The organism is Inquilinus sp., from assembly GCF_057815775.1.
The window spans coordinates 1-26,443 of the sequence record NZ_JBYRFX010000042.1; the positions used below are offsets into that span (position 1 = coordinate 1).

The following is a 26,443-nucleotide window of genomic DNA, read 5'->3' on the forward strand; positions in this document are numbered from 1 at the left end:
AGCGGGTGGTGCCCGTGGCCCTGCGGGTGATCCCGCCCATGGTCGAACAGCAGAAGGACGGCCAGTTCACCGGTTTCAGCTTCGAGCTGTGGAACGCCATCGCCAGCCGCCGCGGCTGGACGTCCCGGTTCGCGGTGGCGCCGGATGTGCAGGCCCAGCTCGGGGCCATCGCCTCCCAGACCGCGGATGTCGGCGTCGGCGCGATCTCGATCACCGCCGAGCGCGACCTGAAATACGATTTCTCCCAGCCAATCCTGAATGCCGGGCTGCAGATCCTGATCCGGCGCGCGGATGCAGGCCGCGAGGCCACGGCCTTCAGCAGCCTGCTACACCTGATGTTCTCCCCCGCCGTCCTGGTCTGGCTCGGCATCGCCGTGCTGCTGACCATCATCCCCGCCCACATCGTCTGGTTCGTCGAGCGTGGGGACCCGCACAGCATCATCGGCACGAAGCGCTATTTCCCTGGGATCTTCCAGGCCTTCTTCTGGGCCCTGGGCACCCTGGCGACCCAGGCGGATGCGATGCCGCGCCACTGGATCTCCCGGGGCATCGCGGTGCTGTGGATGTTCAACGGCGTGGTCTTCGTCGCCTTCTACACGGCGACCCTGACCGCATCGCTGACCGTCCAGAAGATCAAGGCGGAGATCAACGGACCGGCCGATCTGCCGGGCAAGACGGTCGCCGCCATCGCCGGCACGACATCGGCGCAATACCTGCTGACCAACCACATCGAGGCGGTGACCTATGCCAGCGCGAGCGAGGCGTACCAAGCCCTCATGAATGAGGACGTGGATGCCGTGGTGTACGACGCGCCCGTGCTGCAATACATCGCGTCGCATGACGGCGCCGCCACCGCGACCGTCGTCGGCCCGATCTTCCAGCCCCAGAATTACGGCTTCGCCTTCCGCAACGGCGGCGACCTGCGCCGGGACGTCGACGCCACCCTACTGGCGATGCGCGAAGACGGCAGCTACGACCAACTGATGACGAAGTGGTTCGGCAAGAACTGACGGCGACGCAGGGCCATCACCCCGTCCCCAGAATCTCCGCCCGGGCCGCGCGGGTCAGCTTGGCCAGCACCAGGCGGTGCGCCTCGCGCAGATAGGCCTGCAGATCGTCCGGTGGCAGGGCGTCGAGCGCCGCCGCCACCCATTTCGCCCGGGCGAGATAGGGGGCGGGGCGGATGCCGGGCTGTTCGATCAGCAGCACATAGGAGAAGTCGGAGGCCTTGAACCAGGCCTCCGGCGCGCCGCGCGACAGGCCTGCGATGATCGCGAAGAGCTTGCCGCCAACCTTGAACACATGGGCGCCGCCCCATTGCACGCTGAACGCGGCGCCCGGCAGCGACCGGCAGAAATCCGCAACCGCGTCCGGCGTCATCGCATCCGTGCTGACTTAGTGGCCGTGGCGGTTGGCCTTGCGCACGAAATGGCGACCGCAGTAGCCGCACACCACCTCGTGCTCATGCCCGATCGGGTAGTAGACCATGGGGTGGCCCAGCGGCGCGCCGCCGCCGTCGCATCCGACGGTCTCGACATCACGGTCGACCTCGATGACCTCTGGCGGCTGAGCAACGGGCTGCATGGCTGGGACTTCCTGGCGAGAGCGGCGGTCTGGGGGCGGGCGGGCATCATTGCCCGGATCTCGGCCGGATGATACCCATGGCGCCCAGCCGATCAACCATTTCGCACGGGATCCATGGCCGCCGAGCCGAAGCCGATCGCCGCACCGGAGAGCGCCATCCGGCTGCGCGGCCTGACCAAGACCTATCGCGGGCGCAACAAGCAGCCGGACAAGCTGGCGCTGCACCCGATCGACCTCGACATCCCGGCCGGCTCGATCTTCGGCCTGCTCGGCCCGAACGGCGCCGGCAAGTCGACCATGATCAACATCCTGGCCGGGCTGGTGACCAAGACTGCCGGCGACGCCTGGATCTGGGGCTACGACATCGCCCGCGCGACGCGCCAGGCGCGGGCGGCGATCGGCGTCGTGCCGCAGGAGCTGAACATCGACCCGTTCTTCACCCCGCGCGAACTGCTGGACCTGCAGGCCGGGCTGTACGGCGTGCCGAAGCGCGAGCGGATCACCACCGAGATCCTGGAGGCGGTGGGCCTGGCCGACAAGGCCGACAGCTACGCCCGCACCCTGTCCGGCGGCATGCGGCGGCGGCTGATGGTGGCCAAGGCCATGGTGCATTCGCCGCCGGTGCTGGTGCTGGACGAGCCGACCGCCGGCGTCGACATCGAGCTGCGGCGCAGCCTGTGGGCGCATGTCCGCGCCCTGAATCAGGCCGGCACCACCATCGTCCTCACCACCCATTACCTGGAGGAGGCGGAGGAGATGTGCGACCGGATCGCGATCATCGACCAGGGCCGCATCGTCGCCTGCGACAGCACCGCCAACCTCTTGTCCAGCGTCGACAGCAAGACCCTGGTGGTGAGCCTGAGCGAGCCGTTGGCCGCCCTGCCGCCTGCCCTGGCCGCGCGCGGCATGGAGCTGGCGGGGCCGAGCCGGATGGTGGTGCGCTACCGCCCCAGCGAGACCCGGCTGGGCGACCTGCTGACCCTGATGGACCAGAACGGCGTCCGCATCGCCGACCTCAGCACGGAAGAGACTGATCTGGAGGACATCTTCCTGCAGCTGACCGGCTCCGCCGGCGCGGCCCGCCGGGCCGCGGCCGGGGAGTAGCGGCGCGCCCTACTGCGCCGCGTGCGCCGAAGCCAACTGCCGCGACACCAGCTGGGCGTAGAGGCCGCCGCGGGCCAGCAGCGCCGCATGCGTGCCGGTCTCGGCCACCCGGCCTTCGTCCAGGACCACGATCAGATCGGCGTCGCGCACGGTCGACAGGCGGTGGGCGATGACGATGGTGGTGCGGTCCGCCTGCAGCCGGTCGAGCGCGCGGCGCACCGCCTGTTCGTTCACCGTGTCGAGATGCGAGGTCGCCTCGTCCAGGATCAGCACCGACGCGTTCTTCAGGAAGGCGCGGGCGATGGCGACGCGCTGGCGCTGGCCGCCGGACAGGGCGGTGCCGCGTTCGCCGACCGGCGAATCGAGCCCTTCCGGCAAAGTCTCGACCAGCTCGCTCAGCGACGCATGCTCGACCGCCGCCAGCAGCTCCGTCTCGCTCGCCTCCGGCCGGGCGATCATGATGTTGGCGCGCAGGCTGTCGTTGAACAGGGTGGTGTCCTGCGCCACCAGGGCGATGCGGCGGCGCAGATCGTCCAGCCCGTAGTCGCGCAGGTCGGCGCCGTTCAGCGTGATCCGGCCTTCATCGACATCCCAGAACCGCATCAGCAGCTGCGCCGTGGTGGTCTTGCCGGCGCCGGAGGTGCCGACCAGCGCCACAGTCTTGCCGGCCGGGATCGCGACCGTGACCCCGGCCAGGGCACGCCGGCCCTGCCCGGGATAGGTGAAGCCGACGCCCTCCAGGGTCAGCGCCGCGGCACCCGGATGATCCGGCACCCCCGGCCCGTCGGTCACCGGCACCGGTTCGGCCTTCAGCCCATAGATCCGGCGGGTGGCGCCCAGCGTGTCGGCCAGCTGGCGGCCGATCTGGGCGATTTCCGACACCGGCAGGAAGGCGGCCATCGCCAGGATGGTCAGCAGCGGCAGCAGGCCGGCATCGATGGCACCGCGGGCCGACAGGGCAGCACCGGTCACCACAACGGCCAGGCCGCCGAGGCCGGTCAGGATCTCCAAGAGGCTCTGCTGCCGCGTCAGCTCGCCGAAGAAGGGCAGGCGCAGCCGGATGAAGCGGTCGGACAGGGCGTCGAGCGTGTCGCCGCGCGCCGCCTCCTGCTGGAAGGTGACGATCTCGCCCAGCCCCTGCACCGAATCGACCGCGAAGGCGCCGAGCTCACCCGCCGCTTCGCGCGCTTCGGAGCCGAGCTGGTCGACCCGGCCGCGCATCAGGAACGGGCTGATGCCGACCGCCAGCAGGAAGGGCAGCAGCGCCAGCGCGATCCACGGGCTGGCCCAGGCCAGCACCACCAGCACCGCGGCCGGCACCAGGGCGGCGACGAAGGCCGGCGCCACGGTGTGGGCGAAGAAATACTCCACCAGCTCGATGTCGTGGGTGACCAGGGCCATCAGGTCGCCGGTGCGCCGCCGCACCAGATAGGCCGGGGCCAGGGCGTCGAGCTTGCGGAACACGTCCATGCGCATCTCGGCCAGCAGGCGGAAGGCCATGTCGTGCGCGATCCAGGATTCCAGCCAGTGCAGCACGCCGGACAGCGGCGCGACCACGGCCAGGGCCCACAGCAGCCCGCCATAGGGCTGGCCGTTCTTGAGCGCGAGCAGGACCAGGGCGCTGAGCACACCGACGCCGATGAAGCTGACGACGCGCAGCACGCCGAAGCCGAAGGTCAGCGCCAGCTTGCCCTTCCACGGCATGGCCAGCGCCATCAGCGCCGCCACCAGCCGGCCCCAGCCCAGCCCTTCGGCCTTGAGGATGCCTTCGGTCTCCGCCTTGTCCACCCCGGCGCCGGTCGCCTCGCCCTGCGCCGCTAGCTCCACGCGGGCCGTGACGGGAGTATCCAGGATGGTGCCGGCCGCCGATTCGCGCGCCTGTTCCGCCATCAGCCCGGCATAGACGCCGCCGGCCCGCATCAGCTCGGCATGGGGGCCGTTCTCGACCACCCGGCCGCCCGACAGCACCAGGATGCGGTCGCAGCCGATCACGCTGGACAGGCGGTGCGCCAGCACCAGCGTGGTGCGGCCCTGCATCAGCCGGTCCAGCGCCTCCTGGATCACCGCCTCGTTCTCGGCATCGACCGCGGACAGCGCCTCGTCCAGCACCAGGATCGGCGTGTCGCGCAATAGAGCCCGGGCGATGGCGACGCGCTGGCGCTGGCCGCCCGACAGCTTCACCCCCTTCTCGCCGACCACGGTGCGGTAGCTCTGTGGCAGCGACTGGATGAAGCCGTGGATGTTGGCGGCGCGGGCGGCGGCCTCGACCTGCGCCTCCGTCGCCTGCGGCCGGCCCATGCGGATGTTGTCCTCGACCGTGCCGTGGAACAGGAAGGTGTCCTGGTTCACCACCGAGATCATCGACCGGATCTGGTCGAAGGACAGGTCGCGCAGGCTGTGGCCGCCGAGGCGGATGACGCCGCCCTCCGGGTCGTAGAAGCGCAGCAGCAGGCGGACGATCGACGACTTGCCGCCGCCGGACGGGCCGACCAGGCCGATGCGTTCGCCCGCCGCGGCCTCGAAGCTCAGCGCCTCATGGATGGTGCGGCGGGTGCCGGGATAGCGGAAGCGCACGCCGTCGAAGGCGATGGTCGGCGCCAGCGGCCGGTCCAGCACCGCGGCCGGGGCATCCGCCACCTCCGGTTGGTCGTCCAGCACCTGGTAGATACCCTGGGCGGCAGACAGGCCGACCATGCCCTGGTGCAGCACCGTGCGCAGCTCGCGCATCGGCCGGAAGATCTCGACCCCCAGCATCAGGATCACCAGCAGCGCCGACAGGGCCATGGCGCCGCTGTCGACCCGCCAGGCGCCGAGCGCCAGGGCCGCGGCGGCGCCGCAGGCGATGGCGCTGTCGGTGATGCCGCGAGCCAGCACATTGGTCGCCAGCACCCGCATGGTGCTGCGGAACAGCGACCGCGCCTTGGTCTCCAGCACCGCGGCGCGCGACTTGCTCTGGCCGAAGGCCTTCAGCGTCGCCAGCCCCTGGACCGAATCCAGGAACTCGGCGGCGAAATCGGCATAGACCCGGCGCAGCTGCAGCGAGCTGCCGGTCTCGTGCCGGTGCCACAGCGCCGGGGCGAACAGGGCGATCAGGGCGAAGGCCAGCATCACCGCCGCCACCGGCAGGTCGACGAAGGCGATCGCGGCGAAGATCAGGATCGGCGTCAGCAGCGCGATCAGGAACTGCGGCAGGAACTGGCCGAAATAGACCTCCAGCTGCTCCACCCCGTCGATCAGCGACAGGGTCAGCGCGCCGGAGCGGCGGCGGCCGACGGTGCCGGGGCCCAGCGTCGCGATCCGGTCGTAGATCGTCCGCCGCAGCCGGGCCTGGACCCGCGACGCCGTCTCATGCGCCACCATCACCCGGAAATATTCGGCCACGCCGCGCAGCAGCATGACGCCGGCGATCAGGCCGATGGCGGGCACCAGCTCCGCCAGGGCGCGGCCGGCGAAGACCTGGGCGATCAGCCAGCCCAGCAGCGCCAGCCGGGCGACGCCGAGCCCGACCGAGACCAGCCCGATCGCGACCGACCAGAGGATGCGTAGGCGCACCCCTTGGGTGAAGCCCCACAAACGCGGTTCGAAATGCATCCCACCATCTCCTGCCAGAACACCGCGGCCGCCTGTCGATGGATGGGTCGGGCTGCGTCTCGGTGCCACGATAGGATGAACGCTGACGTACGCCATTCGACAAATTCGAGGACGCGCTGTACGTTTCCGTTCAGGAGGATTTGCGACCATGGCAGCCGACTGGGACGATCTGCGGGTGTTCCTGACCCTGGCACGCGAGGGCAACCTGACCGCGGCGGCGCGGCGGCTGCATGTCAGCCACCCCACGGTGGCCCGCCGTGTCCGCACGCTGGAGGAGTCGATCGGCGCCCGGCTGTTCGACCGGCTGCCCGACCGCTTCGTGCTGACCGCGGCGGGCGAGGAGCTGCTGGCCGACACCGAGGCGATGGAGCGGGCAGCGGAATCGATCCAACGCCGCAGCGCCGGGCTGGGCGACACCTCGCACGGCACCGTCCGGCTGTCGGCCGGCGAGGCCATGGCCGGCTTCCTGGCCGCCAGCCTGCCGCGGCTGCGGCGCGGCCTGCAATGCATCGAGATCGAGCTGGTGGCGAGCCACATGCTGGCCAACCTGTCGCGGCGCGAGGCCGATCTGATGGTGCGCGAGCAGGTCCCCGACATCCCCAGCATCGTCGCGCGGCGGCTGGGCCGGGTGGAATACGCGGTCTATGCCGGCCGCGGCCGCGCGATACCGGACGACGCGTCGCCGGAGGCGCTGCGCCGCCTGACCTGGGCCGGCTTCGACGAGGAGCACAGCTACATGCCGGGCCAGGCCTGGGTGGCGGAGCTGCTGGACGGCGCCCGGCCGGCGGTGCGGGTCAATGACTGGCTGGTGCTGCAGGAGGCGGTGCGCAGCGGCGAGGCGGTGGCGCTGCTGCCTTGCCACCGTGGCGACCCCGACCCCAGCCTGCGGCGCCTCGGGTCCATCGTCACCGAGGCCGGGGTCGACCAGTGGCTGCTGGTGCATCGCGACCTGCGCGCCTTGTCGCGGGTGCGGCGGGTGATGGATTCGCTGGTGGCCCTGTTCCGGGAACAGCGCGACCTGCTGGAGGGCCGCCTGCCCCAGGAAGTCGCGGCGCCTTGATCGTGCCGCGGTGGCGCATGACGATGCCGATGAGCGACAGATGCCCTTGATGAGAACCTTGCCCCGCGCCGCCATGTCCGAGTCTCGATTCCCCTGGTTGCGTGGCTCCTCCGCGCTTCTTCTGCCTTTCCTCGCCCTGCTGCTGCTCGCCGCCTGCGGGGCCCAGGTCCAGCCGATGGGGGCCGGCACCGCCACGCCGCGGCTGGAGGCCGACGCGGTGATCGCCGCCGACGGCTATCGCCTGCCGCTGCGGCATTGGGGCCCGGTGGACCAGCCACGCGCGGTGATCCTGGCGCTGCACGGCTTCAACGAATACGGCATCGCCTTCGACGACCCGGCCCGGTTCTGGGGCCAGTTGGGCATCGCCACCTATGCCTATGACCAGCGCGGCTTCGGCGCCACCGCCCAGCGCGGCATCTGGCCCGGCACCGACACCCTGACCTCCGATGCCGGCGCCGTGCTGCGGCTGCTGGAGGGGCGCTATCCCGGCATCCCGGTCTATCTGCTGGGCGAAAGTATGGGCGGGGCGGTGGCGATCATGACCGCGACCCGGCCCGACCCGCCGCCGATGGCCGGGCTGATCCTATCCTCACCCGCGACCTGGGGCCGGCAGACCATGGGCGCCCTGCCCCGCACCGCGCTGTGGCTGACCCGGCTGCTGGTGCCGGCCATGACCTTCACCGGCCGCGACCTGGGCATCCAGGCCAGCGACAACATCCCGATGCTGGTCGCGCTGGGCCGCGACCCGCTCTACATCCGGGCGACGCGGGTCGACACCATCGATGGCGTGGTCGATTTGATGGGCCGCGCCTCCGACGCGCTGCCGGAGATCCGCGAACCGGCGCTGGTGCTGATGGGCGAGCATGAACAGGTGCTGGCGCCGGAATCGGTGGACCGGCTGCTGCGCCGGCTGCCGACGCGGCCGGACGTCGTCGTCGCCTCCTACAGCCGCGGCTGGCACTGGCTGCTGCGCGACCTGGGCCGGCGGACGCCGCAGCGCGACATCGCCGACTGGGTGCTGCATCCCGGCCCGGCCCTGCCCTCGGGCGCCGACCAGCGCGGCCAGGCCCGGCGCGCCTTGGCCATCGGAACGGCCCCGATGCAGGGGCTGCAGGCGTCCGGCCAACCTTGAGGAACGAGAAGAGGCCTAGACCCCTGTCTCGACCGGCAATGGCAGGGGCAGCGCCACCGGGCTGAACACCTCCTGCTCCTCCGACACGCCGCGCAGGCTGAACCGGCCCATCGGCTCGGCCTCCACCCCCGCGGCCTGGCGGAACGCGTCGGTCATCAGCGGCCGGCGGCCGGTGATCCGGCACAGCGCCTCGACCCGGCTGGCCAGGTTGACCGCGGGGCCGATGACGGTGAAGTCCAGCCGGTCGGCGGCGCCGATATTGCCGTACATCACCTCGCCGATATGCAGGGACAGGCCGTAATCCAACGCCGGACGGCCGCTTTCGACCCGCTTGACGTTCAGCGCCGCCATGCCGTGTTCCGCCACCGCCGCCGCCGCCAGCGCCTTGCCGGTGGCATCGCGGACACCTTCATCCTCGGTCACTGGGAAGATCGCCAGCATGGCATCGCCGATGAACTTCAGGATCTCGCCGCCCGATTCCTGCACCGCGGCGGCCATCGTCTCGAAATAGGCGTCGAGCGAGGCCACGATCTCCTCCCGCCCGACCTTCTCGCTCATCGCGGTGAAGTCGCGCAGGTCGCAGTACCAGATCGCGGCGTGCAGCGATTCGGACATGCCGCGGCGGATCTGGCCGTTCAGGATGCGGGCGCCGGCATCGTGCCCGACATAGGTGTCCAGCAGGTCGACCGCGGTGGCGCGCAGGGCGTGGATCTCGATCAGCCGGGTCAGGATCGGCATCAGCCGGTCGATCTTGGCCAGCGCCTCCTCCGGGAAGCCGCCCTCCTCCCGCGTGGAGAAGGAGATGGCGGACCGGCGGCCGCTGCCGAAGCTGAGGCCGAACAGGGCGTAGTCGGTCAGGCCTTCATCTCGGAATTCGGTCAGGACCGGGAAGTCCAGCTGCGCCTTTGGCCCGGTCAGGCGGCGGCGCAGCGCGTCGGCGCCCTCCTCGATCACGGCGCGGATCGGGCTTTCCTGGTATTCCGGGGCGTTGCGGTTTTCCCACAGGCCGCGGCGGCGTTCGATGGCGCCGGAGCCGCGCCAGATATACGCGGTGCCGAAATATAGGGGGTGCAGCGCCGGAATGATGGCCAGGGCGCGCGCCACCGGCACCCCTTCGGTCAGCAGCCGGTTGCAGAATTCTTCCAGCAGTTGTGCCGTGTCGCGGACGGACGGCGCCTCGTACAGCAGCCAGTCCAGCGTGGCGGAGCCGGTACAGCTCGTCATCGGCTTGTCTTTCTCGATCACGATGCCCATCTTGCCGCCCCTCGCAATGCCGCTTCCATCATCTAGGCGCGCCCCGGTCGAATTTCGAGTCAGCAGCGCCCGCGCTGTGAGAAACCGAGACCTGCCCGCAACGGGATGACGGACCGAGGGGGGACATGATGTCAGGACTGACCGGTCCGCCGTGGCGCGAATCGGTGGTCCTGAAGCTGTGGGCCGCCCAAGCGGTCGGCGCTTTCGGCAGTCGCATCACCCGCACCGCCCTACCCGTCATGGCCATCCTATCGCCTGGCGCCAGCCCGGACCAGTACGGCCTGCGGGCTGCGGCAACGACGGCATCGGCGCCGGACGGGCCGGCGCCGTGACGATGGCAATGCGTGATTCTTGGCCTGGGTGGCCGGCCCTAGCTCAGCCCCACAAGGCGGGATCGGGCGGCCACACCGTCGCGCCGTCGTAACGCAGCGCCGGGTCGTGGTCCTGCGCCAGCAGCAGCGGCCCGTCGAGGTCCACCACCTCGGCCCCTTGAGCCACCAGCACCGCCGGCGCCATGGCGAGGGAGGAGGCGACCATGCAGCCGATCATGACGGTGAAGCCGCGCTCGCGCGCCGCCGCCCGCAGGCGCAGCGCCTCGGTCAGCCCGCCGGTCTTGTCCAGCTTGATGTTGACCATGGCGTATTTGCCGACGCAGTGGTCGAGGCTGGCGGTGTCGTGGCAGCTTTCGTCCGCACAGAGCGGGATCGGGCTGCGGAAGCCCTTGAGCGCGCCATCCTCCGTCGCCTTCAGCGGCTGTTCGATCAGTTCGACCCCAAGGTCGAGGAAGGCCGGGCCGAAGCGTTCGAGATGGGCGATCGACCAGGCCTCGTTGGCGTCGACCACCAGCCGGCTGTCCGGCGCATTGGCATGCACCGCCTGCACCCGCTCCAGGTCGCCATCGCCGGTCAGCTTCAGCTTGAGCAGCGGCCGGTGCGCCGATTGCCGCGCCGCTTCACCCATCTTCTCGACCGTGTCGAGGCTGAGGGTGTAGGCGGTGGTGACCGGCCCCGGCTCAGGCAGCCCGGCCAGGGCCCAGGCCGGCACCCCGGCCAGCTTGGCCTCCAGGTCCCACAGCGCGCAGTCGACCGCGTTGCGCGCCGCGCCCGGCGGCAGCAGGGCCAGCAGCGCCGGCCGGTCGGCCCCGTCGGCGATCGCCGCCGCGACGCCTTCGATCTGCGCCCGCACGCTGTCCAGGCTTTCGCCGTAATGGGCATAGGGGGTGCATTCGCCGCGCCCGACCGCGCCGCCGGCCGCGATTTCGGCGATCAGCGTCCGCGCCTCGGTCCGGCTGCCGCGCGAGATGGTGAAGACACCGCGGATCGGCCACACCGCCTCGCGCACCGAAAGCTTGCGGCCGGTCATGCCGGCAGCCGGTCGACGATGGCGCCGACGCCGGTGCGCACCGGGTCGACCGTGGGCAGGCCGTAGCGGTCCTCCGCCTCCTTCAGCGTGCGCTCCGCCGTCTGCGGGTCGAGCGCCGAGGTGTTGAAGGCGAGGCCGACCACGCGCGCCTCGGGGCTGGTCAGCCGGGCGCAGCGTTCGTTCAGGGCGATGCAGTCGGCGATATCTGGCAGCGGTGCGTGCGGCAGGCCGCGCATATGCGGCCGCCCCGGCTCGTGGCACATCACCAGCGCCTGCGCCTGGGCGCCGTGCAGCAGGCCGAGCGACACGCCGGCGTAGGAGGCGTGGAACAGCGACCCCTGGCCTTCGATCAGGTCCCAATGGTCGGCATCGGCGGCCGGGGCCAGCCATTCGGTGGCGCCGGAGATGAAGTCTGCCACCACGGCATCGACCGAGACGCCGCCGCCGGCGATCAGGATGCCGGTCTGGCCGGTGGCGCGGAAATCCGCCTTCAGCCCGCGGGCCCGCATCTCGCGCTCCAGCGCCAGCGAGGTGAACATCTTGCCGACCGAACAGTCGGTGCCGACGGTCAGCAGCCGCCGGCCGCTGCGTGGCGCCCCGGTGGCGACGTCGAAGTCGCGGTCGGGGTGGCGCACGTCGAACAGGCTGCGGCCCAGCGCCTGGGCACGGTTCGCCACCACGGGCAGGTCGGCGATGCGGTTGTGCAGGCCCGAGGCGACATCCATGCCGAGCTCGAGCGCCTTCAGGATGGTGTCCTGCCACAGGGCCGAGATGCTGCCGCCGCGGTTGGCAACGCCGATGATCAGCGTCTTCGCGCCCTGGGCCGCCGCCTCTTCCAGGGTCAGGTCGGGCAGGCCGCAGGTGGCGCGGCAGCCATCCAGGCGCAGCTGGCCGACGCAGCCGTCGCGGCGCCACTGCGCCACGCCATAGGCGGTCTTGGCGGCGAGCTGGTCGGGGGCATCCCCCAGGAACAGCAGATACGGGCGCCTGATTTCCACGATGCGGGGCTCCTCAACCTTCGATCGCCGCGAGTGTACCGGGAATCCGTGGCCGGGCCAGGATCGGGGCATCGGGATGTCATAACCGGCGGTGAGGGTGCGGCGGGCGGATGGGAGGGGTGATGGCTGGGGACCGCCGCTCTCTCTTCTTGTCATTGCCTGGCTTGACCGGGCAATCCAGGGGCCACGGAGAGCCGCTCTGGCCGTCCCTGGATGCCACGGTCAAGCCGTGGCATGACAATCAGGATGGGATGCATTGACGGGAACAGCCGCCCCGAAAACGAAAAGGCCCGGTCGAAACCGGGCCTGTCCGTATCGGTTGTTCAGCAGAGGCGTCAGTGCAGCTTGCCGTCCAGCTCCGCAATCGCGCTGTCGAGCAGCGCCGATCCCCGGGAGGGGTCGGCGGCGAGCTGCCGGCCGACCAGGTCCCGCGCCGCAGAGACGGCGACGTTGACCGCGCTGGCACGCACCTCGGCCACGGCATGCGCCTCGGCCTGGGCGATGCGCTGCAGCGCCATAGCCTCGCGCCGCTTCATCGCCTCTTCGATGTCGACCGCCGCCTTCTCGCGATGACGCTGGGCGTCATGCTTGGCACGCTCGATGATCGCCGCGGCTTCGGCCACCGCCTCACGCTCGCGAGCCTGGGCCTTGGCCAGATGGGCCTCCGCCTCGCTGCGCAGCCGCTCCGCCTCGGCCAGATCCTCACGGATCCGGTCGGTGCGCTTGTCGAGGACGCCGAGGATCGCCTTGCGGGCCTTGATCGCCAGGATGACGAGCAGGACCAGCAGCGCCGCGGCGAGCACCAGCTCGACCGCGCTGTGCGTGTCGTCTTCGATGTGCTCGACATGGGCGACTTCGCCCTGGGCGTAGGCCACACCGATGAAGAGATGGTTCGCGATGGTGTCGAGAACGCTCATCGGACGCCTCCCAAGGCGCTGTCGACAGCGGCGCCGACCGCAGCCTGGTCCGGCGTGGTGCCGGTCAGCTTGGCGGCCAGCACACCGGCGACCTCGGCCGCGATGTCACGCGCATCGGCCTTGAGGTCCGCACGGATCTTGCCGATCCGGACCTCGGCCTCGGCCGTCCGAGCCTGCAGCTCGGCGACAAAGGCGGCCTGGCGGCGCGCCGTCAGCTCCGCGATCTCCTGGTTCGCCGCAGCGACTGCGGCATGCGCCTCGGCCCGGGCCTTGGCCAGCGCAGCCTCATAGGCCTGGCTGACCGCTTCGGTCTGGCCACGGGCGGCTTCGGCCCGCTCCAGATCGCCGGCGATCTTGGCAGCGCGTTGATCGATCGTCTCGGCCAGCCGCGGCAACAGCACGCGGGACAGCACGTAGTAGAGAGCGATGAAGACGATCGCCAGCCAGAAGACCTGCGAGGCGAACCATGCTGGATTGAACTGTGGCATCGAACTCCCCCTGCCGGGCCGACCGGCCTATCCTAAGCGGTGGCGGGCCGGCCCATGACGGTTGGCAGTGAGAACGTCAGCCGAACAGCGAGATCAGCGCGACGATCAGGGCGAACAGCGCGATGGCTTCCGTCACGGCGAAGCCGATCCAGATGCTGGCGCCGATCTCTTCCTTGGCCGCCGGGTTGCGGGCGAGGGCGCCGATGTAGCTGGCCCACACATTGCCCACGCCGATGCCGGCGCCGATCATGCCGATCGCGGCGAGGCCCGCGCCGATGAACTTGGCTGCAGCGACGAGTTCCATGATGTCTTCCTTCGTGGATGGATACGGGTGTTAGACGGGACGTCTCGCGGGCTCGCGATCCGTCAGTGGAGATGCAGCGCGTCGTGCAGGTAGACGCAGCTGAGAATGGCGAAGATGTACGCCTGCAGCACGGCGATGAAGAGCTCGAGCAGCGTCAGCGGGATCAGGAAGGCGAAGGGCACGATGCCGGCGACGCCCATGGCGATGACGAAGCCGCCGATCACCTTCAGCAGCACGTGGCCGACCGTCATGTTGGCGAACAGACGGACCGACAGGCTGATCGGCCGCGACAGGTAGGAGATGATCTCGACCGGGATCAGGATCACTGCGGTCCACAGCGGCGCGCCATGCGGGAAGAACATCCTGAAATAGCCGGCGCCGTGGCGCGTGAAGCCGATCACCGTGACGCCGAGGAAGACCACGAAGGCCAGGGCGAAGGTGATGATGATGTGACTGGTGAAGGTGAACGTGCCGGGAATGATGCCGATCACGTTGCCGAACAGGATGAACACGAACAACGTGAAGATGAAGGGGAAGTACTTCATCCCTTCCTTGCCGGCGTTCTCGCGGATCATGTTCGCCACGAGCTCGTACAGCATCTCGGCGAAGGACTGCAGGCGGCCCGGCACCATGGCCCGGCGGCTGCCGCCCAGGAACAGCACTGCCGAGGCGACGCCGGCGGCAATCACCATGAACAGCGATGAATTGGTGAAGGAGAGATCCAGGCCGCCGATGTCGACGTGCAGGATCTTCTGGATCTCGAACTGCTCGATTGGCGACGCCACGCCTTATCTCCCGCCCCGGTTGCGCTCCGCCTGGTCAGCGATTCGCTTCGCCTTCGCCGCCCGGTCCAGCTCGACGCCGGTCCGGTAGACATTCATCAAGCCGGCCACGGCCCCCAGGATGAAGAACAGAATCAACAACCAGGGTCGTGTGCCGAGCCATTGGTCGAGACCCCAGCCGATTCCGGCACCGACCACGATCGCAGCGAGCAACTCCACTGCGATACGAAAGCCGACGGCCATGCCAGCACGACCGACATCGCGTCCCTCGTAGCCCTTCACCTCACGTCCCGCTCCCGGCAATTTCGCCTTCGCCTCTCTCAGGCGACGGTCGAGATCCTCGAGCGATGACGGCGGGTCTCGGTCATTCTGGGTCACAATATCGGACACCCTTTCGGGCGGCGGCCACCCCCACCTCAAGCGGCGCGCACCTTAGTGTCGGCAGGGGGCCCCGTCAAGGCGACAAAACCGGCCGATTCCCGCGGCGTTGCGGGCCGGCCCGATTTGCCGTTGCGGATCGGTCGCCGCATCGCTGGCCGGGGGCCGTATCGCCGGGCTAGAGTTGGCCCCGCGACTGCAGAAAGATCCCCATGCTCAGCCCGCTTCTCGCCGTCGCGGCGATCCTCGCCGGCATCACCATCGTCTCGCTCGGCCAGGGCGTGTTCGGCACGCTGGTGCCGATCCGGCTGACCGAGGCCGGGCTGTCCGCCGACCGGGTCGGGCTGGTGATTTCCGCCAGCGCCTTCGGCTTCCTGATCGGCTGCCTGTTCGTCGCCCGGGTGATCCGGCTGGTCGGGCATATCCGGGCCTTCTCGGCCTTCGCCGCCGCCTCCAGCCTGGCCGGGCTGGCGCTGCCCTGGACCGTCGGGCTGGGCGGCTGGTTCGCCCTGCGCCTGGCCATGGGCTTCTGCTCCGCCGGGCTGTTCATGATCGCCGAGAGCTGGCTGAACGAGCTGACGCCGCGGCACCTGCGCGGCCGCATCCTGACCAGCTACGTCATCGTCATCATGCTGGCGCTGGGCGCCGGCCAGGTGCTGCTGACCGTGGTCGACACCCATGACGTGCTGCCCTTCGTCCTGGCCTCGGCCGCCTTCACCATGGCGCTGATCCCGGTGACGCTGACCCGGTCGCGCTATCCCAGCGTGCCGCACACCATCCGGCCGATCCTGCGCAAGGCCTACCGCAACTCCCCGGTCGGCGCGGTCGGCTGCGTCGTCGTCGGGCTGGTGGCGGCGACGCTGCAGGGCATCGCGCCGATCTGGGGGGTGCAGCGCGGCTTCTCCACCGCCGAGATCGCGACGCTGATGGCCGCGACCCAGATCGGCGGCCTGCTGTGCCAATGGCCGCTGGGCTGGCTGTCGGACCGCATCGACCGGCGCTGGGTGATCCTCGGCGCGGCCGCCGCCACCATCCTGGCGGCGCTGGGCAGCATCGCCGCGGGGCGGGAGACGCTGACGCTGCTGATCGTGCTGTTCGCCCTGTGGGGCGGCATGGCCGAGGCGATGTATCCGCTGTCGGTCGCCCATGCCAACGACCACGCCAAGCCGCAGGACTATGTCTCGCTGGCCGGGACGCTGCTGATCCTGTGGGCGGTCGGGTCTTCCACCGGGCCGCTGATCGCGACCGTGGCAATGGACCGGTTCGGGCCGGACGCGCTGTTCGTCTACGTCGCGGTGCTGGTCGGCGCCTTCGCCGTCTTCGTGCTGTGGCGCATGGCCCGGCGCGGCCGCGTCGCCGCCGAGGAAGCCGAGCATTTCGTCGGCCTGGCCGCCGCCGGCAGCCCGGCCCCGGCCGAGCTGGATCCCCGCATCCGGCCGGAGGACGAGGTCGAGTGCGCCCCCGGCTACGACGATTGCGAGGACGTGCCGAAACGGTGATCCGGCACCGTGACCGGCATCTGGCAAGATCCGGCCCGCTCGGCTAGGGTCGGCGGCCCGTCGCCCAAGGACCCCGCATGCGCATCGCCACCTGGAACATCAATTCCGTCCGCCTGCGCCAGGAGCTGGTGCTGCGCCTGATCGACGAGGCGGCGCCCGACATCGTCTGCCTGCAGGAAACCAAGACCCCCGACCACAGCTTCCCGCACCAGCCCTTCATCGACCGCGGCTATCCCCACATCGCGATCGCCGGCATGAAGGGCTACAACGGCGTCGCCGTGATCTCGCGCCTGCCGTTCGAGAGCCATGAGATCCGGCACTGGTGCGGTAAGGAGGATTGCCGCCACATCGCCATCCGCCTGCCCGATGGCACCGAGGTGCACAACCTCTACATCCCGGCCGGCGGCGACATCCCCGACCCGGCGGTGAACGAGAAGTTCAAGCACAAGCTGCAGTTCCTGGACGAGATGACCGCCTGGTGGCCGCAGAACCGGCGGCCGGACCAGAAGATGATCCTGGTCGGCGACCTGAACATCGCGCCGCTGGAGAACGATGTCTGGTCGCACAAGCAGTTGCTGGACGTGGTCAGCCACACCCCGATCGAGGTCGCAAAGCTGGCGGCCATGCAGTCGACTCTGGGCTGGGTCGACAGCGCCCGGCACTTCGTGCCCGCGGACCAGAAGCTGTACACATGGTGGAGCTATCATGCCGCCGACTGGCAATTGTCGGACCGCGGCCGCCGGCTGGACCACGTCTGGGTCACCCCGGCCCTGGCCGGCGGGCTGAAGGCCCACCGCACCTGGCGCGAGGCCCGCGGCTGGGAGCCGAAGCCGAGCGACCACGTGCCTGTCGTGGTCGAGATCGAGGGCTGAGGGGCCCTGTCCCCAGCATCCGAGTCCGTCATCCCGTGCGCGCTGCAGCACGCAGTGCTGCGGCGCTGACACGGGATCTCTTCACACCCTCGAGGAGATTCCCGCTTTCGCGGGAATGACAACTTTGGATTGCCGCGAGAGGCCCCGCTCAGGCCACCGGCCGGCGGTACAGGTAATAGCGCCCGGGCGAGACGCCGTCGGGTTCGGGCAGTTCCTCCCAGCCGGCGCCGGCGAAGCCGATATTGGCGACGACGACGCCGCCCGGCACCAGCAGCGGCACCAGCATCGGCGCCAGCGCCGCCGCCAGGTCGCGGTTGGCGATGTCGTCGCCGGTGCCGAGGTCGGCATGGATCAGCGCGACCCCGCCGCGGTGGTGCGCGGCGAAGACCGGCATGGTCTCCAGCGCATCGCCCAGCACCATGCGGTCGCCGGGCGGGATGCAGCCGGGATGGGCGGCGACGCGGCGGTCGAACACCCAGATCGCCCGGTCCGGCAGTTTTTCGCGCAAATGATCGTAGGTGCGGCCGTTGCCCAGGCCGAGTTCCAGCACGTCGCCCGGGATACCCGCGATGGCGCGCACCGCCCAGTCGAGGCAGGCGCGCTGCGCCTGCATCCGCCGGATGAAGCTGTCGAGACGGCTCAAGATCCGGTTCAGTCCGCGTGCTGGCGGGCCCGCGCCGCTTCTTTGGTGGTGCGTTCGAGACGGAGCGCGAGCACGCGCATGATCTCGATCGCCATCTGGGGGAATTCGGTGATCATGCGGAAGAACTGGTCCTTTGCGATAACGAGGGCGGTGACGTCCGATTTCGCCTGCACCGTGGCGGTGCGCGGCACGTCGCAGAGGATGGCGATCTCGCCGACGAAGTCGTTGCGGCCGACGCCGGCGATGGTCAGCGGACCCTCATCCGTGTCGATGACCACATCAGCCTCACCGTCGATGATGATGAACGCGGCGCGGCCGATCTCTCCCTGGCGGCACAGCACCTGACCTGCGGGGAAGCGGACGCGTTCGCTGGTGAACGCCAGCAGCTTCAGCTTCGACGTGTCGATATTGGCAAAAAGCGGGATTCGCTTCAGCAGTTCGACTTCTTCCGCAAGGCTCACCGACTCACCCTCCAACTCCCTGTTTTCATTCTACTCCGCTTCCAGCAATTCGTGCAGCACGCTGCCGTCGCGGTTGAGCGACTGAAAGTCGCCACGTTCGACGATCCGGCCGTGGCGCATCACCACCACGTCGGCATACTCCCGCGCCATGCTGGGCCGATGCACGCCCCAGATCAACCCGCGGCCTTCCCGCAGGTCGCGGATGGCGCGGTGGACCCGGCTCTGCGCCGCGCCGTCGAGGGCTGAAGTGGCCTCGTTCAGCAGCATCAGATCCGCGTTCTTCAAGAGCGCCCGGCCGAGGCCGACCTTCTGCCGCTGCACCACCGACAGGCGGCTGCCGGCGACGCCGACCGAAAAGTCGAGCCCGACCGCGATCACGCTCTCGCGCAGATCGACCTCGTCGACCACGGTCTGGATCAGGGTCTGCACCCGCTCCGCCGCATCTGGCCGGCCGTAGCGGATCTTGCCGAACAGGATGTTGTCCTGCAGCGACGCCGCCTCGTTGAACCGTTCGGCATCGAAGAACTCGATGAAGCGGCGCAGATGCTCCGGCAGGTCGGCCGCGAACACCTTGCGCGCCTCCAGCAGCCGGACCTGCAGGTCGGCCTCGAACACGCCGAGGCGGTGGCGGGACGGCACCAGCTTGAACGGCAACGCCAGCAGCCGGGTGCGGTCGGCCGGGCGCAGCGCCCCGACGCCTTCCTTCTTCACCCGCATCACGATCGGCTGGAATTCCGGCAAGTCCTCCGACCCGATGAAGCTGAACTGCTCGAAGAATTCATGGCCGGGCGGCAGGTCGGCGAACAGCTCGACCATGGTCTCGGCCATCTGGGCGCCGACCGACAGGAAATCGTCCATCAGGCCGGTGCGTTCGAGCACCGAGAGCACGTAGTCGTTCTCGGCCAGCGCGTCATAGGCGAAGACCGCGCCGACCGGGGTGCCGAACAGCAGGTTCTCGGCCACCGAGGCGGAGCTGTTGAAGCGGTCGGCGTCATACAGCTCGACCAGGTCGCCGAGGTCGGATTCGGCCAGGGTCTTGCGCACCGAGACCCGCGCCGCCAGAACCCGGTCGGCGATCTCGGGGGCGCGGTCGGCGTCGATCGTGCCGTTCAGGCCGATGCGGTAGACGTCCTGCTCCATGTCCACCGCCTGCAGGATCTCCAGCGCCCGGTCCTCCAGCGCCTCGGGCCCGTCGACCCCTGCCGCCTCATAGTCGATCCAGTCGGCGTTGATATCGTAGTCGGTGTTGCCGGCGACCTGCGCCTCCTGCGCCCGGCGCGCCCGCCGCCGCTTGGCGTCGTCGTCGGGGTAATCCGCCTCGCGCAGCGGCCGGTGCGCCAGGCCGTAATAGAGGTTCTGGCGCAGCGTGCCGGTGAACATGTAGCTGTGGGCGCCGACATAGGCCAGACGGCGGCCGACCACGGCCTCGGACAGCGTCTCGAAGTCATGGTCGCCGAGGCGGATCTTGCCGCTGGTCGGGCCGATCAGCCGCGCCATCATCAGCAGCAGCTCATCCTTGCCGACGCCGGCGCCGATCACCGCGACATGGCTGTCGGTCGGGAAGGTCGCCGTCAGCCCCTCGATCACCGTCATGCCGCTGTCGTCGACCAGCGCCACGGCGGAGAAGGCGAGCTCCTTCGGCAGCGGCCCTTCGATCAGCTCGTCGCTCAGGATCCGGTCGGCCGGGAACAGCTCCGGCGGCTGGAACTGCTCCACCACCTGCTCATACTTGATCCGGATGTCGGCCTGGTTCTGGTAGTAGTCGAGCAGGTCCTTCCACGGCGACGCCAGGTCCTTGTACGCCGCCAGCACGGCGACCAGGGCACCGAGCTGGATGCTGCCGCGGATCACCAGGTAGCCGCCGATGGCGTAGAAGAAGAACGGCGTCAGCTGGTTGATGAAGTTGTTCAGGAACTTGATGAAGAACTTGCGGTTGTAGATCTCGAACCGGATGTCGTAGATCGTGCCCAGCCGGTCCGAAAAATCGGCCAGGTGCACCGCGGTGGCGTCGCTGGCATGCATGTCGGTGATGCCGGAGACCGACTCGCCGATGCGATCGGCCAGCTTGCGCACCGTGCGCACCCGTTCCTTGCCCAGCTGGTTCACCCGCTTCTGCAGCCGCGGGATCAGCCAGCCCTGCAGCGGGTACAGCGAGACCGCGGCCGCGCCCAGGATCGGGTCCTGCACGAAGATGAAGTAGATGTAGACGATCAGCGTCCCGGCCGACCAGATCGGCGCGACGAAGGCATCGCCGATGAAGCCGCCGAGCGGTTCGACCTCCGAGGTGATCATCGGGATCATCTCGCCCTGCGAGGTCTTGCGGAAATGCGGCAGCGGGAAGCGCAGGATGCGGCAGTACAGCTCATAGCGCAGGCGGCGCAGCATGCGCTCGCCCAGCTTGCCCTTGTAGACGTTGATATAGAGCTTGAACCCGCCGTTGATGAACACCATTGCCAGGAACAGAAACGACAGCGCCAGCAGGTATTCGATCCGGTCGAGATGCATTCCCATAAATAGTTTTGGGAAATCCTTCGCCGCCTTGTCGTCAATCGCGCCGTTGACGATCTGCTTGGGCAAGTCGAGCGAATAGTAAACGAAAGGGAACGATATCAGGGTGATGATCAGGATATAGATCTGTTCGCGCCTGCTGTGCCGCAAAACGAACTTGAAGATATTGGAGTCCATCGCGATCCAGGTCCAGCCTCGCACGGCAACAGCCGACCATAGCTTGAACCTCCGCCGCCGCAAAGCATGTGACGCCGGTCACGGATGACGGGTCGGAAGGCTTCGTGTTACAAGGCGCACGGGCGGCAGGGGCCGTCCGGATCGGACCGTCCCGGGTCCCCAGGCGATTAGGCTGCATGGCGAAGCGCACCGCTCAGGCCCGTATCCTGATCTACAGCCATGACAGCTTCGGCCTCGGCCACCTGCGCCGCTGCCGCACCATCGCCCATTCCCTGGTGGCGCGGCACAGCGACATGTCGGTGCTGATCCTGTCAGGATCGCCGATCATCGGCAGCTTCGATTTCCGCAGCCGGGTCGACTTCGTCCGCATCCCCGGCGTGATCAAGCTGCGCAACGGCGACTACACCTCGCTGTCGCTGCACATCGACATCGAAGAGACGCTGGCGATGCGCGCCTCGATCATCGAGCACACCGCGGCGATCTTCGACCCCGACCTGTTCATCGTCGACAAGGAGCCGCTGGGCCTGCGCGGCGAAGTCAAGCAGACGCTGGAGATGCTGCGCGACCGCGGCACCCGCACCGTGCTGGGCCTGCGCGACGTGATGGACGAGCCGTCGCTGCTGGCGCCGGAATGGGAGCGCAAGAACGTCATCCCGGCGCTGGAGAGCCTGTACGACCACATCTGGATCTACGGCCTGCCCGAGATCTGCGACCCGCTGGAAGAGATCGAGCTGCCGGATTCGGTGCGGGCGCGGATGACCTACACCGGCTATCTCCGCCGGCGGGCGCCGACCAACATGCCGGCCGACCTGCCGCTGCTGCGCCAGCCCTACATCCTGGTCACCCCCGGCGGCGGCGGCGACGGCGAGGACCTGGTCGACTGGGTGCTGTCCGCCTATGAGCTGGACCGCGCCCTGCCCTGCGCCGCGCTGATCGTGCTGGGGCCATTCATGCAGCGCGAGCGCCAGGCCGAGTTCATGGCCCGGGCAGCCAAGCTGGGCGATGTCGAGGTCATCACCTTCGACGCCCATATCGAGAATTTGATGACGCGGGCGGCCGGCGTGGTCGCCATGGGCGGCTACAACACCTTCTGCGAGATCCTGTCCTTCGACAAACGGGCCTTGCTGGTGCCGCGGGTGCGGCCGCGGCTGGAGCAGCACATCCGGGCCTCCCGCGCCGCCGAGCTGGGCCTGGTCGCCATGCTGGACCAGGACGGGCCGGGCGATCCGGCGGTGATGGTGCGGGCCTTGCGCGCGCTGCCCGACCAGCCGCTGCCCTCGACCCGGTTCCCGCCGGGGCTGCTCGACGGGCTCGACGCCGTCGACCGCTTGACGATGGCCGCCATCGCACCAACCTCATCGATCCGCCAGAGCGCCTGAGACCACAGCATGACCGAGTTGGGGCACAGCGAACCGGCCGGGCGCGGCCAGGCCATGCCGGCTGGACAGGGACTGACCGCGATCGTGGTCAAGGGCTATCCCCGCCTGTCCGAGACCTTCATCGCGCAGGAGATCCTGGGGCTGCAGCAGCTGGGCCAGCGCCAGCTGATCGTGTCGCTGCGCCACCCGACCGACAAGCTGGTGCACGATCTGAACCGGCGCATCACCGCGCCGGTGCTGTACCTGCCGGAGTATCTGTACCAGGAGCCGGCGCGGGTGGCGGAGGCGCGCGACTGGGCCCGCGGCCAGCCCGGCTATGCCGCCGCCTATGCCGCCTTCCGCCGCGATTTCCGGCGCGACCCGACGCCGAACCGCTGGCGCCGCTTCGGCCAGGCCTGCGTGCTGGCGCGCGAGCTGCCGCCGGAGACGCGCTGGATCTACGTCCACTACCTGCACACCCCGGCCTCGGTCGGCCGCTACGCCGCGCTGATCCGCGGCCTGCCCTGGAGCGTCTCGGCCCACGCCAAGGACATCTGGACCACGCCGGAGTGGGAGCTGCGCGAGAAGCTGGCCGAGGCCCGCTGGGCCGCGACCTGCACCGCTGTCAATCACGCCTACCTGACTGAGCTGGCACCCGAGACCGGACGCGTCACGCTGGTGCATCACGGCCTGGACTTCACCCGTTTCCCCGACCCGATCGCCCGCGCCCGGCGCGACGGGCGCGACCGGGCCGACCCGGTGCGGCTGATCTCGGTCGGCCGTGCCGTCGAGAAGAAGGGCTTCGACCGGCTGCTCGACGCCTTCGCCGCCCTGCCGCCGGCCCTGGCCTGGCATTGGACCCATATCGGCGGCGGCGAGTTGCTGGCCGGCCTGAAGGCCCGGGCGGCCCGGCTGGGGCTGGCCGACCGGATCGAATGGCGCGGCGCGCTGGCCCAGGATGCAGTCGTGGCCGCGCTGCTGGAGGCCGACCTGTTCGTGCTGACCGCACGCATCGCCGAGGATGGTGACCGCGACGGGCTGCCCAATGTGCTGATGGAGGCCCAGGCCACCGGCCTGTGCTGCCTGGCCAGCGCCGTCTCGGCGATCCCGGAGCTGATCCGTGACGGCGAGACCGGGGTGCTGGTGCCGCCGGACGATGTACCGGCGGCCCGTGCCGCCCTGGCCGAGCTGATCGCCGACCCGGCCCGCCGCGCCCGGCTGGGTGCCGCCGGTGCGGCCCGGGTGCGGCGCGATTTCGGCTTCGCCATCGGCCTGGCCAAGCTGGCCCGCCGCTTCGGCTTGCCACCTCCGGCCACCGGACAGGGATGAAGGTCGCCTTCTATGCCCCGATGAAGCCGCCGGGCCATCCGGTGCCGTCGGGCGACCGGCGGGTGGCGCGGCTGCTGATCGAGGCGCTGCGGCGCGGCGGACACGAGGTCCGAATCGCCAGCCGGCTGCGCAGCTGGGATCCTGGGCTGGACCCGGCCCGGCCGGCGCGGATCCAGGCGCTGGGCGGCCGCATCGCCGACCGGCTGGTCCGGCGCTGGCGAGAGGCCGGACGGGCCGACCGGCCGGATCTGTGGTTCACCTACCACCTCTACCACAAGGCGCCGGACTGGATCGGCCCGCCAGTGGCGACGGCGCTCGGCATTCCCTATGTCGCGGCCGAGGCCTCGCATGCGCCGCGCCGCGCCGACGGGCCCTGGGCCGACGGGCACCAGGGAGCGGCGGCGGCGATCCGCCAGGCCGCGGCGCTGATGACCTTCAGCGCCCGGGACGCGGCCGGTCTGCGCGTGCTGGTGCCGGCCGACCGCATCGTCCTGCTGCCGCCCTTCCTCGACACCGCGCCTTTCGCCGCCGTTGCCCACACCCCCGCGGATCCGCCCCGGCTGATCGCCGTCGGCATGATGCGGGCGGGGGACAAGGCCCGGTCCTATGCCGTGCTGGCCGCGGCGCTGCGGCGGCTGCAGGACCGGCCCTGGACCCTGACCGTGATCGGCGACGGCCCCGCGCGGGCTGAGATCGAGGCGCTGTTCGACCCCGCCCGCACCCGCTTCCGCGGCGCCCTGGCGCCGGAGGACATGCCCACCGCGCTGGCCGGGGCCGATTTGATGGCCTGGCCGGCGATCAACGAGGCCTTCGGCATGGCGCTGCTGGAGGCCCAGGCCGCCGGCCTGCCCGTCGTCGCCGGCGCCGCCGGCGGTCCCGATGGCGGCGTGGCCGCGATCGTGCGCGACGGCGAAACCGGCCTGCTGGCCCCGGCGGGCGACGAAGCCGCCTTCGCCGCCGCCCTGGCCGCCCTGCTGGACGACCCGGCCCGGCGCCGGGCGATGGGCGCCGCCGCCCGCGCCAATGCCCTGGCCCACCACGACATCACCGCCGCCGCCACGCTGCTCGACCACACCCTGCAGCAAGTCACGGCTCAGCGGAGGGCAGGATGACCGGGTGTGGTCAGAGGCCAGCCGCCTTGCGCAGCGCGTCGTTCATCCGGCGCTGCCAGCCGGCACCGGTGGCACGGAAGGCCTCCAGCACATCCGGATCCAACCGGATCGAGACCAGCTCCTTGGTCGGTGCCTTCTGCGGTCCGCGCAAACGGCGCTGGGCGACGACTCCTGGGTGGTCCGCCCCGACCGGGCGCATGCGCTGGATGAATTCTGTGGACAGGGGCGGAGAGTCGACGGCGTCCCAGGCCTCCTGGGTGATGTGGTCAGGCTTTCGCTTGCTCATAATCCCTTCTCTCCCGGGCGTTCGCCCGGCGCAGGCTGATGATGCGCATGTGGCCGTTGCGTATTGTGTAGATCAGGACGTGCAGGCGGGGACCGATGAAGCCGATGGCCGCGATGCGATCCTCGCCGTATCGGACCCGGTCATCCACGTGCTCGACACACGTCGCGAAGTCGAAGCCATCGGCCGCCTCGGACGCCACACCATGTTTGGCAAAGTTGGCGGTAGCCTTGTCCGCATCCCAATCGAACATGAGCAGATTGTAGTGACGATCTGCTTGCCAGACAAGGCAAATTGTAACTACGATTCCGTGCGATCGACTTTTCGCGACAGGATGGCGGCATGACCCGGCTGCTGCTGCTGCGCCACGCCCCGACTGACTGGAATGCGGAGCGCCGGATCCAGGGCCATGCCGACATTCCACTCTCCGAGGCCGGCCGGGACGCGGCGGCGCAATGGCGGCTGCCCGACTGGACCGCCGGCTGGGACGTGCTGACCAGCCCGCTGGCCCGGGCGGTGGAGACCGCCCGGCTGCTGGGCTGCGACCCGGTGCCGGAGCCGGCGCTGACCGAGCTGGACTGGGGCCAATGGGAGGGCCTGCGCCTGTCCGACCGGAGCCGGATCGACCGGGCGGAGCTGGCCCGGCGCGAGGCCCTGGGCCTGGATTTCCGGGCGCCGGACGGCGAATCCTACCGCGAGCTGCAGGCCCGGCTGGCGCCACTGCTGCTGCGGCTGGCCGTCGCGGGACGCGATACCGTCGCCGTCTGTCATCGCGGCGTCATCCTCGCGCTCTATGCCTGCGCCGCCGGATGGACCATGATCGGCGAGGCACCGGACGGGTTGCAGTGGGATTGCGGGCATCTGTTCCGGCTCGGGGGCACAGGGGCGCCGGTCATCGACCGGCTGAACATATCTTTGGCGGCATGAAGGTTCTCGTTCACGTTCAGCACCTGCTCGGGATCGGCCACACCAGGCGTGCCGCGGCGATCACCCGCGCCCTGGTCGAGGCCGGCTTCGCCGTGACCGTGGCCCAGGGCGGCTTCCCGGTGGCCGGCACCGACTGGGGCGGGGCCACCGTGGTGGCACTGCCGCCGGCCCGCGCCGCCGACACCGGATTCCGCGTGCTGCTGGACGCCGAGGACCGGCCGATCGACGCCGGCTGGAAGCAGCGCCGGGCCGCGACGCTGCTGGCGCTGTACGCCGAGCTGCAGCCCGACATCCTGCTGGTCGAGACCTTCCCGTTCGGG

Annotated in this window: 27 protein-coding genes and 1 pseudogene; 12 read left to right on the forward strand and 16 right to left on the reverse strand. The window is 70.0% G+C overall.

The genetic code is table 11. The features are described from left to right. The coding region (locus AC3XYG_RS01575) for a transporter substrate-binding domain-containing protein (RefSeq protein WP_489138057.1) at positions 1 to 1,010 on the forward strand (1,010 nt) is incomplete at its 5' end. Between the two features lie 16 nt (positions 1,011 to 1,026). Here AC3XYG_RS01575 and AC3XYG_RS01580 read toward each other — a convergent pair. Both AC3XYG_RS01580 and AC3XYG_RS01585 read right to left on the reverse strand, forming a co-directional pair. Then, positions 1,027 to 1,380, reverse strand: coding sequence for an MmcQ/YjbR family DNA-binding protein (locus AC3XYG_RS01580; RefSeq protein WP_489138058.1), 354 nt, complete (start codon positions 1,378 to 1,380; stop codon positions 1,027 to 1,029). Positions 1,381 to 1,395: 15 nt separating this feature from the next. Further along, positions 1,396 to 1,584 carry a zinc-finger domain-containing protein gene (locus AC3XYG_RS01585; protein ID WP_489138059.1) on the reverse strand — a complete coding sequence of 63 codons (189 nt, stop codon included), beginning with the start codon at positions 1,582 to 1,584 and terminating at the stop codon, positions 1,396 to 1,398. 114 nt (positions 1,585 to 1,698) lie between these two features. Between AC3XYG_RS01585 and AC3XYG_RS01590 the strand changes: the two genes are divergently transcribed. Further along, positions 1,699 to 2,688 (forward strand): ABC transporter ATP-binding protein, encoded by a 990-nt coding sequence (locus AC3XYG_RS01590; RefSeq protein ID WP_489138060.1) that lies wholly within the window; start codon positions 1,699 to 1,701, stop codon positions 2,686 to 2,688. A 9-nt stretch (positions 2,689 to 2,697) separates the two neighbouring features. Here the strand turns inward: AC3XYG_RS01590 and AC3XYG_RS01595 are convergent, their stop codons facing one another. Continuing rightward, positions 2,698 to 6,279 (reverse strand): ABC transporter ATP-binding protein, encoded by a 3,582-nt coding sequence (locus AC3XYG_RS01595; protein WP_489138061.1) that lies wholly within the window; start codon positions 6,277 to 6,279, stop codon positions 2,698 to 2,700. A 148-nt stretch (positions 6,280 to 6,427) separates the two neighbouring features. On the opposite strand from AC3XYG_RS01595, the gene AC3XYG_RS01600 reads away from it, so the two are divergent. Together AC3XYG_RS01600 and AC3XYG_RS01605 are read left to right on the forward strand one after the other, a co-directional pair. Continuing rightward, the gene (locus AC3XYG_RS01600; RefSeq protein ID WP_489138062.1) at positions 6,428 to 7,339 is read left to right on the forward strand and encodes a LysR family transcriptional regulator; all 912 of its coding nucleotides are present in this window, start codon (positions 6,428 to 6,430) and stop codon (positions 7,337 to 7,339) included. Positions 7,340 to 7,436: 97 nt separating this feature from the next. Continuing rightward, a complete protein-coding gene (locus AC3XYG_RS01605) occupies positions 7,437 to 8,471 on the forward strand; it encodes an alpha/beta fold hydrolase (RefSeq protein WP_489138063.1) in 1,035 nt (344 codons plus the stop codon). A gap of 15 nt (positions 8,472 to 8,486) precedes the next feature. Here AC3XYG_RS01605 and AC3XYG_RS01610 read toward each other — a convergent pair whose 3' ends face one another. Next, complete coding sequence (locus AC3XYG_RS01610; RefSeq protein ID WP_489138064.1) at positions 8,487 to 9,725, reverse strand: adenylate/guanylate cyclase domain-containing protein; 1,239 nt, start codon at positions 9,723 to 9,725, stop codon at positions 8,487 to 8,489. A gap of 125 nt (positions 9,726 to 9,850) precedes the next feature. Between AC3XYG_RS01610 and AC3XYG_RS01615 the strand changes: the two genes are divergently transcribed. Beyond that, positions 9,851 to 10,057: a hypothetical protein gene (locus tag AC3XYG_RS01615; RefSeq protein WP_489138065.1), complete on the forward strand. Its 207-nt coding sequence runs from the start codon at positions 9,851 to 9,853 to the stop codon at positions 10,055 to 10,057. 43 nt (positions 10,058 to 10,100) lie between these two features. On the opposite strand, the gene dgcA is transcribed toward AC3XYG_RS01615, so the two are convergent. The 7 genes from dgcA to AC3XYG_RS01650 all read right to left on the reverse strand — a co-directional run bounded on the left by dgcA (position 10,101) and on the right by AC3XYG_RS01650 (position 14,954). Next, on the reverse strand, positions 10,101 to 11,087 hold the full coding sequence (gene dgcA / locus AC3XYG_RS01620; RefSeq protein WP_489138066.1) for an N-acetyl-D-Glu racemase DgcA: 987 nt from the start codon (positions 11,085 to 11,087) through the stop codon (positions 10,101 to 10,103). Beyond that, positions 11,084 to 12,085, reverse strand: coding sequence for an N-acetyltransferase DgcN (gene dgcN / locus AC3XYG_RS01625; RefSeq protein ID WP_489138067.1), 1,002 nt, complete (start codon positions 12,083 to 12,085; stop codon positions 11,084 to 11,086). The genes dgcA and dgcN overlap by 4 nt, the downstream gene beginning before the upstream one ends. A gap of 335 nt (positions 12,086 to 12,420) precedes the next feature. Beyond that, positions 12,421 to 13,002: a F0F1 ATP synthase subunit B family protein gene (locus tag AC3XYG_RS01630; RefSeq protein WP_489138068.1), complete on the reverse strand. Its 582-nt coding sequence runs from the start codon at positions 13,000 to 13,002 to the stop codon at positions 12,421 to 12,423. Further along, complete coding sequence (locus tag AC3XYG_RS01635) at positions 12,999 to 13,490, reverse strand: F0F1 ATP synthase subunit B family protein (RefSeq protein WP_489138069.1); 492 nt, start codon at positions 13,488 to 13,490, stop codon at positions 12,999 to 13,001. Before AC3XYG_RS01635 ends, AC3XYG_RS01630 begins: the two co-directional genes overlap by 4 nt. Before the next feature lie 76 nt (positions 13,491 to 13,566). Beyond that, positions 13,567 to 13,794: an ATP synthase subunit C family protein gene (locus AC3XYG_RS01640; RefSeq protein WP_309800745.1), complete on the reverse strand. Its 228-nt coding sequence runs from the start codon at positions 13,792 to 13,794 to the stop codon at positions 13,567 to 13,569. Between the two features lie 62 nt (positions 13,795 to 13,856). After that, complete coding sequence (locus AC3XYG_RS01645) at positions 13,857 to 14,579, reverse strand: F0F1 ATP synthase subunit A (protein ID WP_489138070.1); 723 nt, start codon at positions 14,577 to 14,579, stop codon at positions 13,857 to 13,859. Between the two features lie 3 nt (positions 14,580 to 14,582). Beyond that, positions 14,583 to 14,954: an AtpZ/AtpI family protein gene (locus AC3XYG_RS01650; RefSeq protein ID WP_489138071.1), complete on the reverse strand. Its 372-nt coding sequence runs from the start codon at positions 14,952 to 14,954 to the stop codon at positions 14,583 to 14,585. Between the two features lie 212 nt (positions 14,955 to 15,166). Between AC3XYG_RS01650 and AC3XYG_RS01655 the strand changes: the two genes are divergently transcribed. Together AC3XYG_RS01655 and AC3XYG_RS01660 are read left to right on the forward strand one after the other, a co-directional pair. Further along, entirely contained in the window at positions 15,167 to 16,453 is a 1,287-nt protein-coding gene (locus AC3XYG_RS01655) for an MFS transporter (RefSeq protein WP_489138072.1), read from the forward strand. 77 nt (positions 16,454 to 16,530) lie between these two features. Next, positions 16,531 to 17,325, forward strand: coding sequence for an exodeoxyribonuclease III (locus AC3XYG_RS01660; RefSeq protein ID WP_489138073.1), 795 nt, complete (start codon positions 16,531 to 16,533; stop codon positions 17,323 to 17,325). Positions 17,326 to 17,473: 148 nt separating this feature from the next. On the opposite strand, the gene AC3XYG_RS01665 is transcribed toward AC3XYG_RS01660, so the two are convergent. The 3 genes from AC3XYG_RS01665 to AC3XYG_RS01675 are packed head-to-tail and all read right to left on the reverse strand — an operon-like array spanning position 17,474 to position 21,114. Beyond that, positions 17,474 to 17,968, reverse strand: coding sequence for a class I SAM-dependent methyltransferase (locus tag AC3XYG_RS01665; protein ID WP_489138074.1), 495 nt, complete (start codon positions 17,966 to 17,968; stop codon positions 17,474 to 17,476). An 8-nt stretch (positions 17,969 to 17,976) separates the two neighbouring features. Further along, positions 17,977 to 18,429, reverse strand: a complete 453-nt coding sequence (locus AC3XYG_RS01670) for a cyclic nucleotide-binding domain-containing protein (RefSeq protein WP_489138075.1) — start codon at positions 18,427 to 18,429, stop codon at positions 17,977 to 17,979. 30 nt (positions 18,430 to 18,459) lie between these two features. Then, on the reverse strand, positions 18,460 to 21,114 hold the full coding sequence (locus AC3XYG_RS01675; RefSeq protein WP_489138076.1) for an ABC transporter transmembrane domain-containing protein: 2,655 nt from the start codon (positions 21,112 to 21,114) through the stop codon (positions 18,460 to 18,462). 176 nt (positions 21,115 to 21,290) lie between these two features. Here AC3XYG_RS01675 and AC3XYG_RS01680 point away from each other — a divergent pair, with 176 nt between their 5' ends. The 3 genes from AC3XYG_RS01680 to AC3XYG_RS01690 are packed head-to-tail and all read left to right on the forward strand — an operon-like array spanning position 21,291 to position 24,913. Then, positions 21,291 to 22,493, forward strand: a complete 1,203-nt coding sequence (locus AC3XYG_RS01680) for a glycosyltransferase family protein (protein ID WP_489138077.1) — start codon at positions 21,291 to 21,293, stop codon at positions 22,491 to 22,493. Between the two features lie 54 nt (positions 22,494 to 22,547). Further along, positions 22,548 to 23,801, forward strand: coding sequence for a glycosyltransferase family 4 protein (locus tag AC3XYG_RS01685; RefSeq protein WP_489138083.1), 1,254 nt, complete (start codon positions 22,548 to 22,550; stop codon positions 23,799 to 23,801). Beyond that, positions 23,798 to 24,913: a glycosyltransferase family 4 protein gene (locus AC3XYG_RS01690; protein WP_489138079.1), complete on the forward strand. Its 1,116-nt coding sequence runs from the start codon at positions 23,798 to 23,800 to the stop codon at positions 24,911 to 24,913. Before AC3XYG_RS01685 ends, AC3XYG_RS01690 begins: the two co-directional genes overlap by 4 nt. 10 nt (positions 24,914 to 24,923) lie before the next feature. On the opposite strand, the gene AC3XYG_RS01695 is transcribed toward AC3XYG_RS01690, so the two are convergent. Together AC3XYG_RS01695 and AC3XYG_RS01700 are read right to left on the reverse strand one after the other, a co-directional pair. After that, positions 24,924 to 25,199: a BrnA antitoxin family protein gene (locus AC3XYG_RS01695; RefSeq protein WP_489138080.1), complete on the reverse strand. Its 276-nt coding sequence runs from the start codon at positions 25,197 to 25,199 to the stop codon at positions 24,924 to 24,926. Beyond that, positions 25,180 to 25,449: a BrnT family toxin gene (locus AC3XYG_RS01700; protein WP_489138081.1), complete on the reverse strand. Its 270-nt coding sequence runs from the start codon at positions 25,447 to 25,449 to the stop codon at positions 25,180 to 25,182. The genes AC3XYG_RS01695 and AC3XYG_RS01700 overlap by 20 nt, the downstream gene beginning before the upstream one ends. 89 nt (positions 25,450 to 25,538) lie before the next feature. Here AC3XYG_RS01700 and AC3XYG_RS01705 point away from each other — a divergent pair, with 89 nt between their 5' ends. Both AC3XYG_RS01705 and AC3XYG_RS01710 read left to right on the forward strand, forming a co-directional pair. After that, positions 25,539 to 26,123 (forward strand): histidine phosphatase family protein, encoded by a 585-nt coding sequence (locus AC3XYG_RS01705; RefSeq protein ID WP_489138082.1) that lies wholly within the window; start codon positions 25,539 to 25,541, stop codon positions 26,121 to 26,123. Next, positions 26,120 to 26,443 (forward strand): annotated as a pseudogene (locus AC3XYG_RS01710) (glycosyltransferase family protein); the annotation flags it as partial. The gene AC3XYG_RS01705 and the pseudogene AC3XYG_RS01710, both read left to right, overlap by 4 nt.

What these genes read in the sequence shown, in the direction of transcription:
- AC3XYG_RS01695 (WP_489138080.1), bottom strand. Translation starts at nt 25,199, where the DNA reads ATGAGCAAGCGAAAGCCTGACCACATCACCCAGGAGGCCTGGGACGCC.
- AC3XYG_RS01640 (WP_309800745.1), bottom strand. Translation starts at nt 13,794, where the DNA reads ATGGAACTCGTCGCTGCAGCCAAGTTCATCGGCGCGGGCCTCGCCGCG.
- AC3XYG_RS01615 (WP_489138065.1), top strand. Translation starts at nt 9,851, where the DNA reads ATGATGTCAGGACTGACCGGTCCGCCGTGGCGCGAATCGGTGGTCCTG.
- AC3XYG_RS01700 (WP_489138081.1), bottom strand. Translation starts at nt 25,449, where the DNA reads ATGTTCGATTGGGATGCGGACAAGGCTACCGCCAACTTTGCCAAACAT.
- AC3XYG_RS01630 (WP_489138068.1), bottom strand. Translation starts at nt 13,002, where the DNA reads ATGAGCGTTCTCGACACCATCGCGAACCATCTCTTCATCGGTGTGGCC.
- AC3XYG_RS01610 (WP_489138064.1), bottom strand. Translation starts at nt 9,725, where the DNA reads ATGGGCATCGTGATCGAGAAAGACAAGCCGATGACGAGCTGTACCGGC.
- dgcA (WP_489138066.1), bottom strand. Translation starts at nt 11,087, where the DNA reads ATGACCGGCCGCAAGCTTTCGGTGCGCGAGGCGGTGTGGCCGATCCGC.
- AC3XYG_RS01600 (WP_489138062.1), top strand. Translation starts at nt 6,428, where the DNA reads ATGGCAGCCGACTGGGACGATCTGCGGGTGTTCCTGACCCTGGCACGC.
- AC3XYG_RS01685 (WP_489138083.1), top strand. Translation starts at nt 22,548, where the DNA reads ATGCCGGCTGGACAGGGACTGACCGCGATCGTGGTCAAGGGCTATCCC.
- AC3XYG_RS01585 (WP_489138059.1), bottom strand. Translation starts at nt 1,584, where the DNA reads ATGCAGCCCGTTGCTCAGCCGCCAGAGGTCATCGAGGTCGACCGTGAT.
- AC3XYG_RS01595 (WP_489138061.1), bottom strand. Translation starts at nt 6,279, where the DNA reads ATGCATTTCGAACCGCGTTTGTGGGGCTTCACCCAAGGGGTGCGCCTA.
- AC3XYG_RS01705 (WP_489138082.1), top strand. Translation starts at nt 25,539, where the DNA reads ATGACCCGGCTGCTGCTGCTGCGCCACGCCCCGACTGACTGGAATGCG.
- AC3XYG_RS01660 (WP_489138073.1), top strand. Translation starts at nt 16,531, where the DNA reads ATGCGCATCGCCACCTGGAACATCAATTCCGTCCGCCTGCGCCAGGAG.
- AC3XYG_RS01580 (WP_489138058.1), bottom strand. Translation starts at nt 1,380, where the DNA reads ATGACGCCGGACGCGGTTGCGGATTTCTGCCGGTCGCTGCCGGGCGCC.
- AC3XYG_RS01675 (WP_489138076.1), bottom strand. Translation starts at nt 21,114, where the DNA reads ATGGACTCCAATATCTTCAAGTTCGTTTTGCGGCACAGCAGGCGCGAA.
- AC3XYG_RS01590 (WP_489138060.1), top strand. Translation starts at nt 1,699, where the DNA reads ATGGCCGCCGAGCCGAAGCCGATCGCCGCACCGGAGAGCGCCATCCGG.
- AC3XYG_RS01635 (WP_489138069.1), bottom strand. Translation starts at nt 13,490, where the DNA reads ATGCCACAGTTCAATCCAGCATGGTTCGCCTCGCAGGTCTTCTGGCTG.
- AC3XYG_RS01655 (WP_489138072.1), top strand. Translation starts at nt 15,167, where the DNA reads ATGCTCAGCCCGCTTCTCGCCGTCGCGGCGATCCTCGCCGGCATCACC.
- AC3XYG_RS01680 (WP_489138077.1), top strand. Translation starts at nt 21,291, where the DNA reads ATGGCGAAGCGCACCGCTCAGGCCCGTATCCTGATCTACAGCCATGAC.
- AC3XYG_RS01690 (WP_489138079.1), top strand. Translation starts at nt 23,798, where the DNA reads ATGAAGGTCGCCTTCTATGCCCCGATGAAGCCGCCGGGCCATCCGGTG.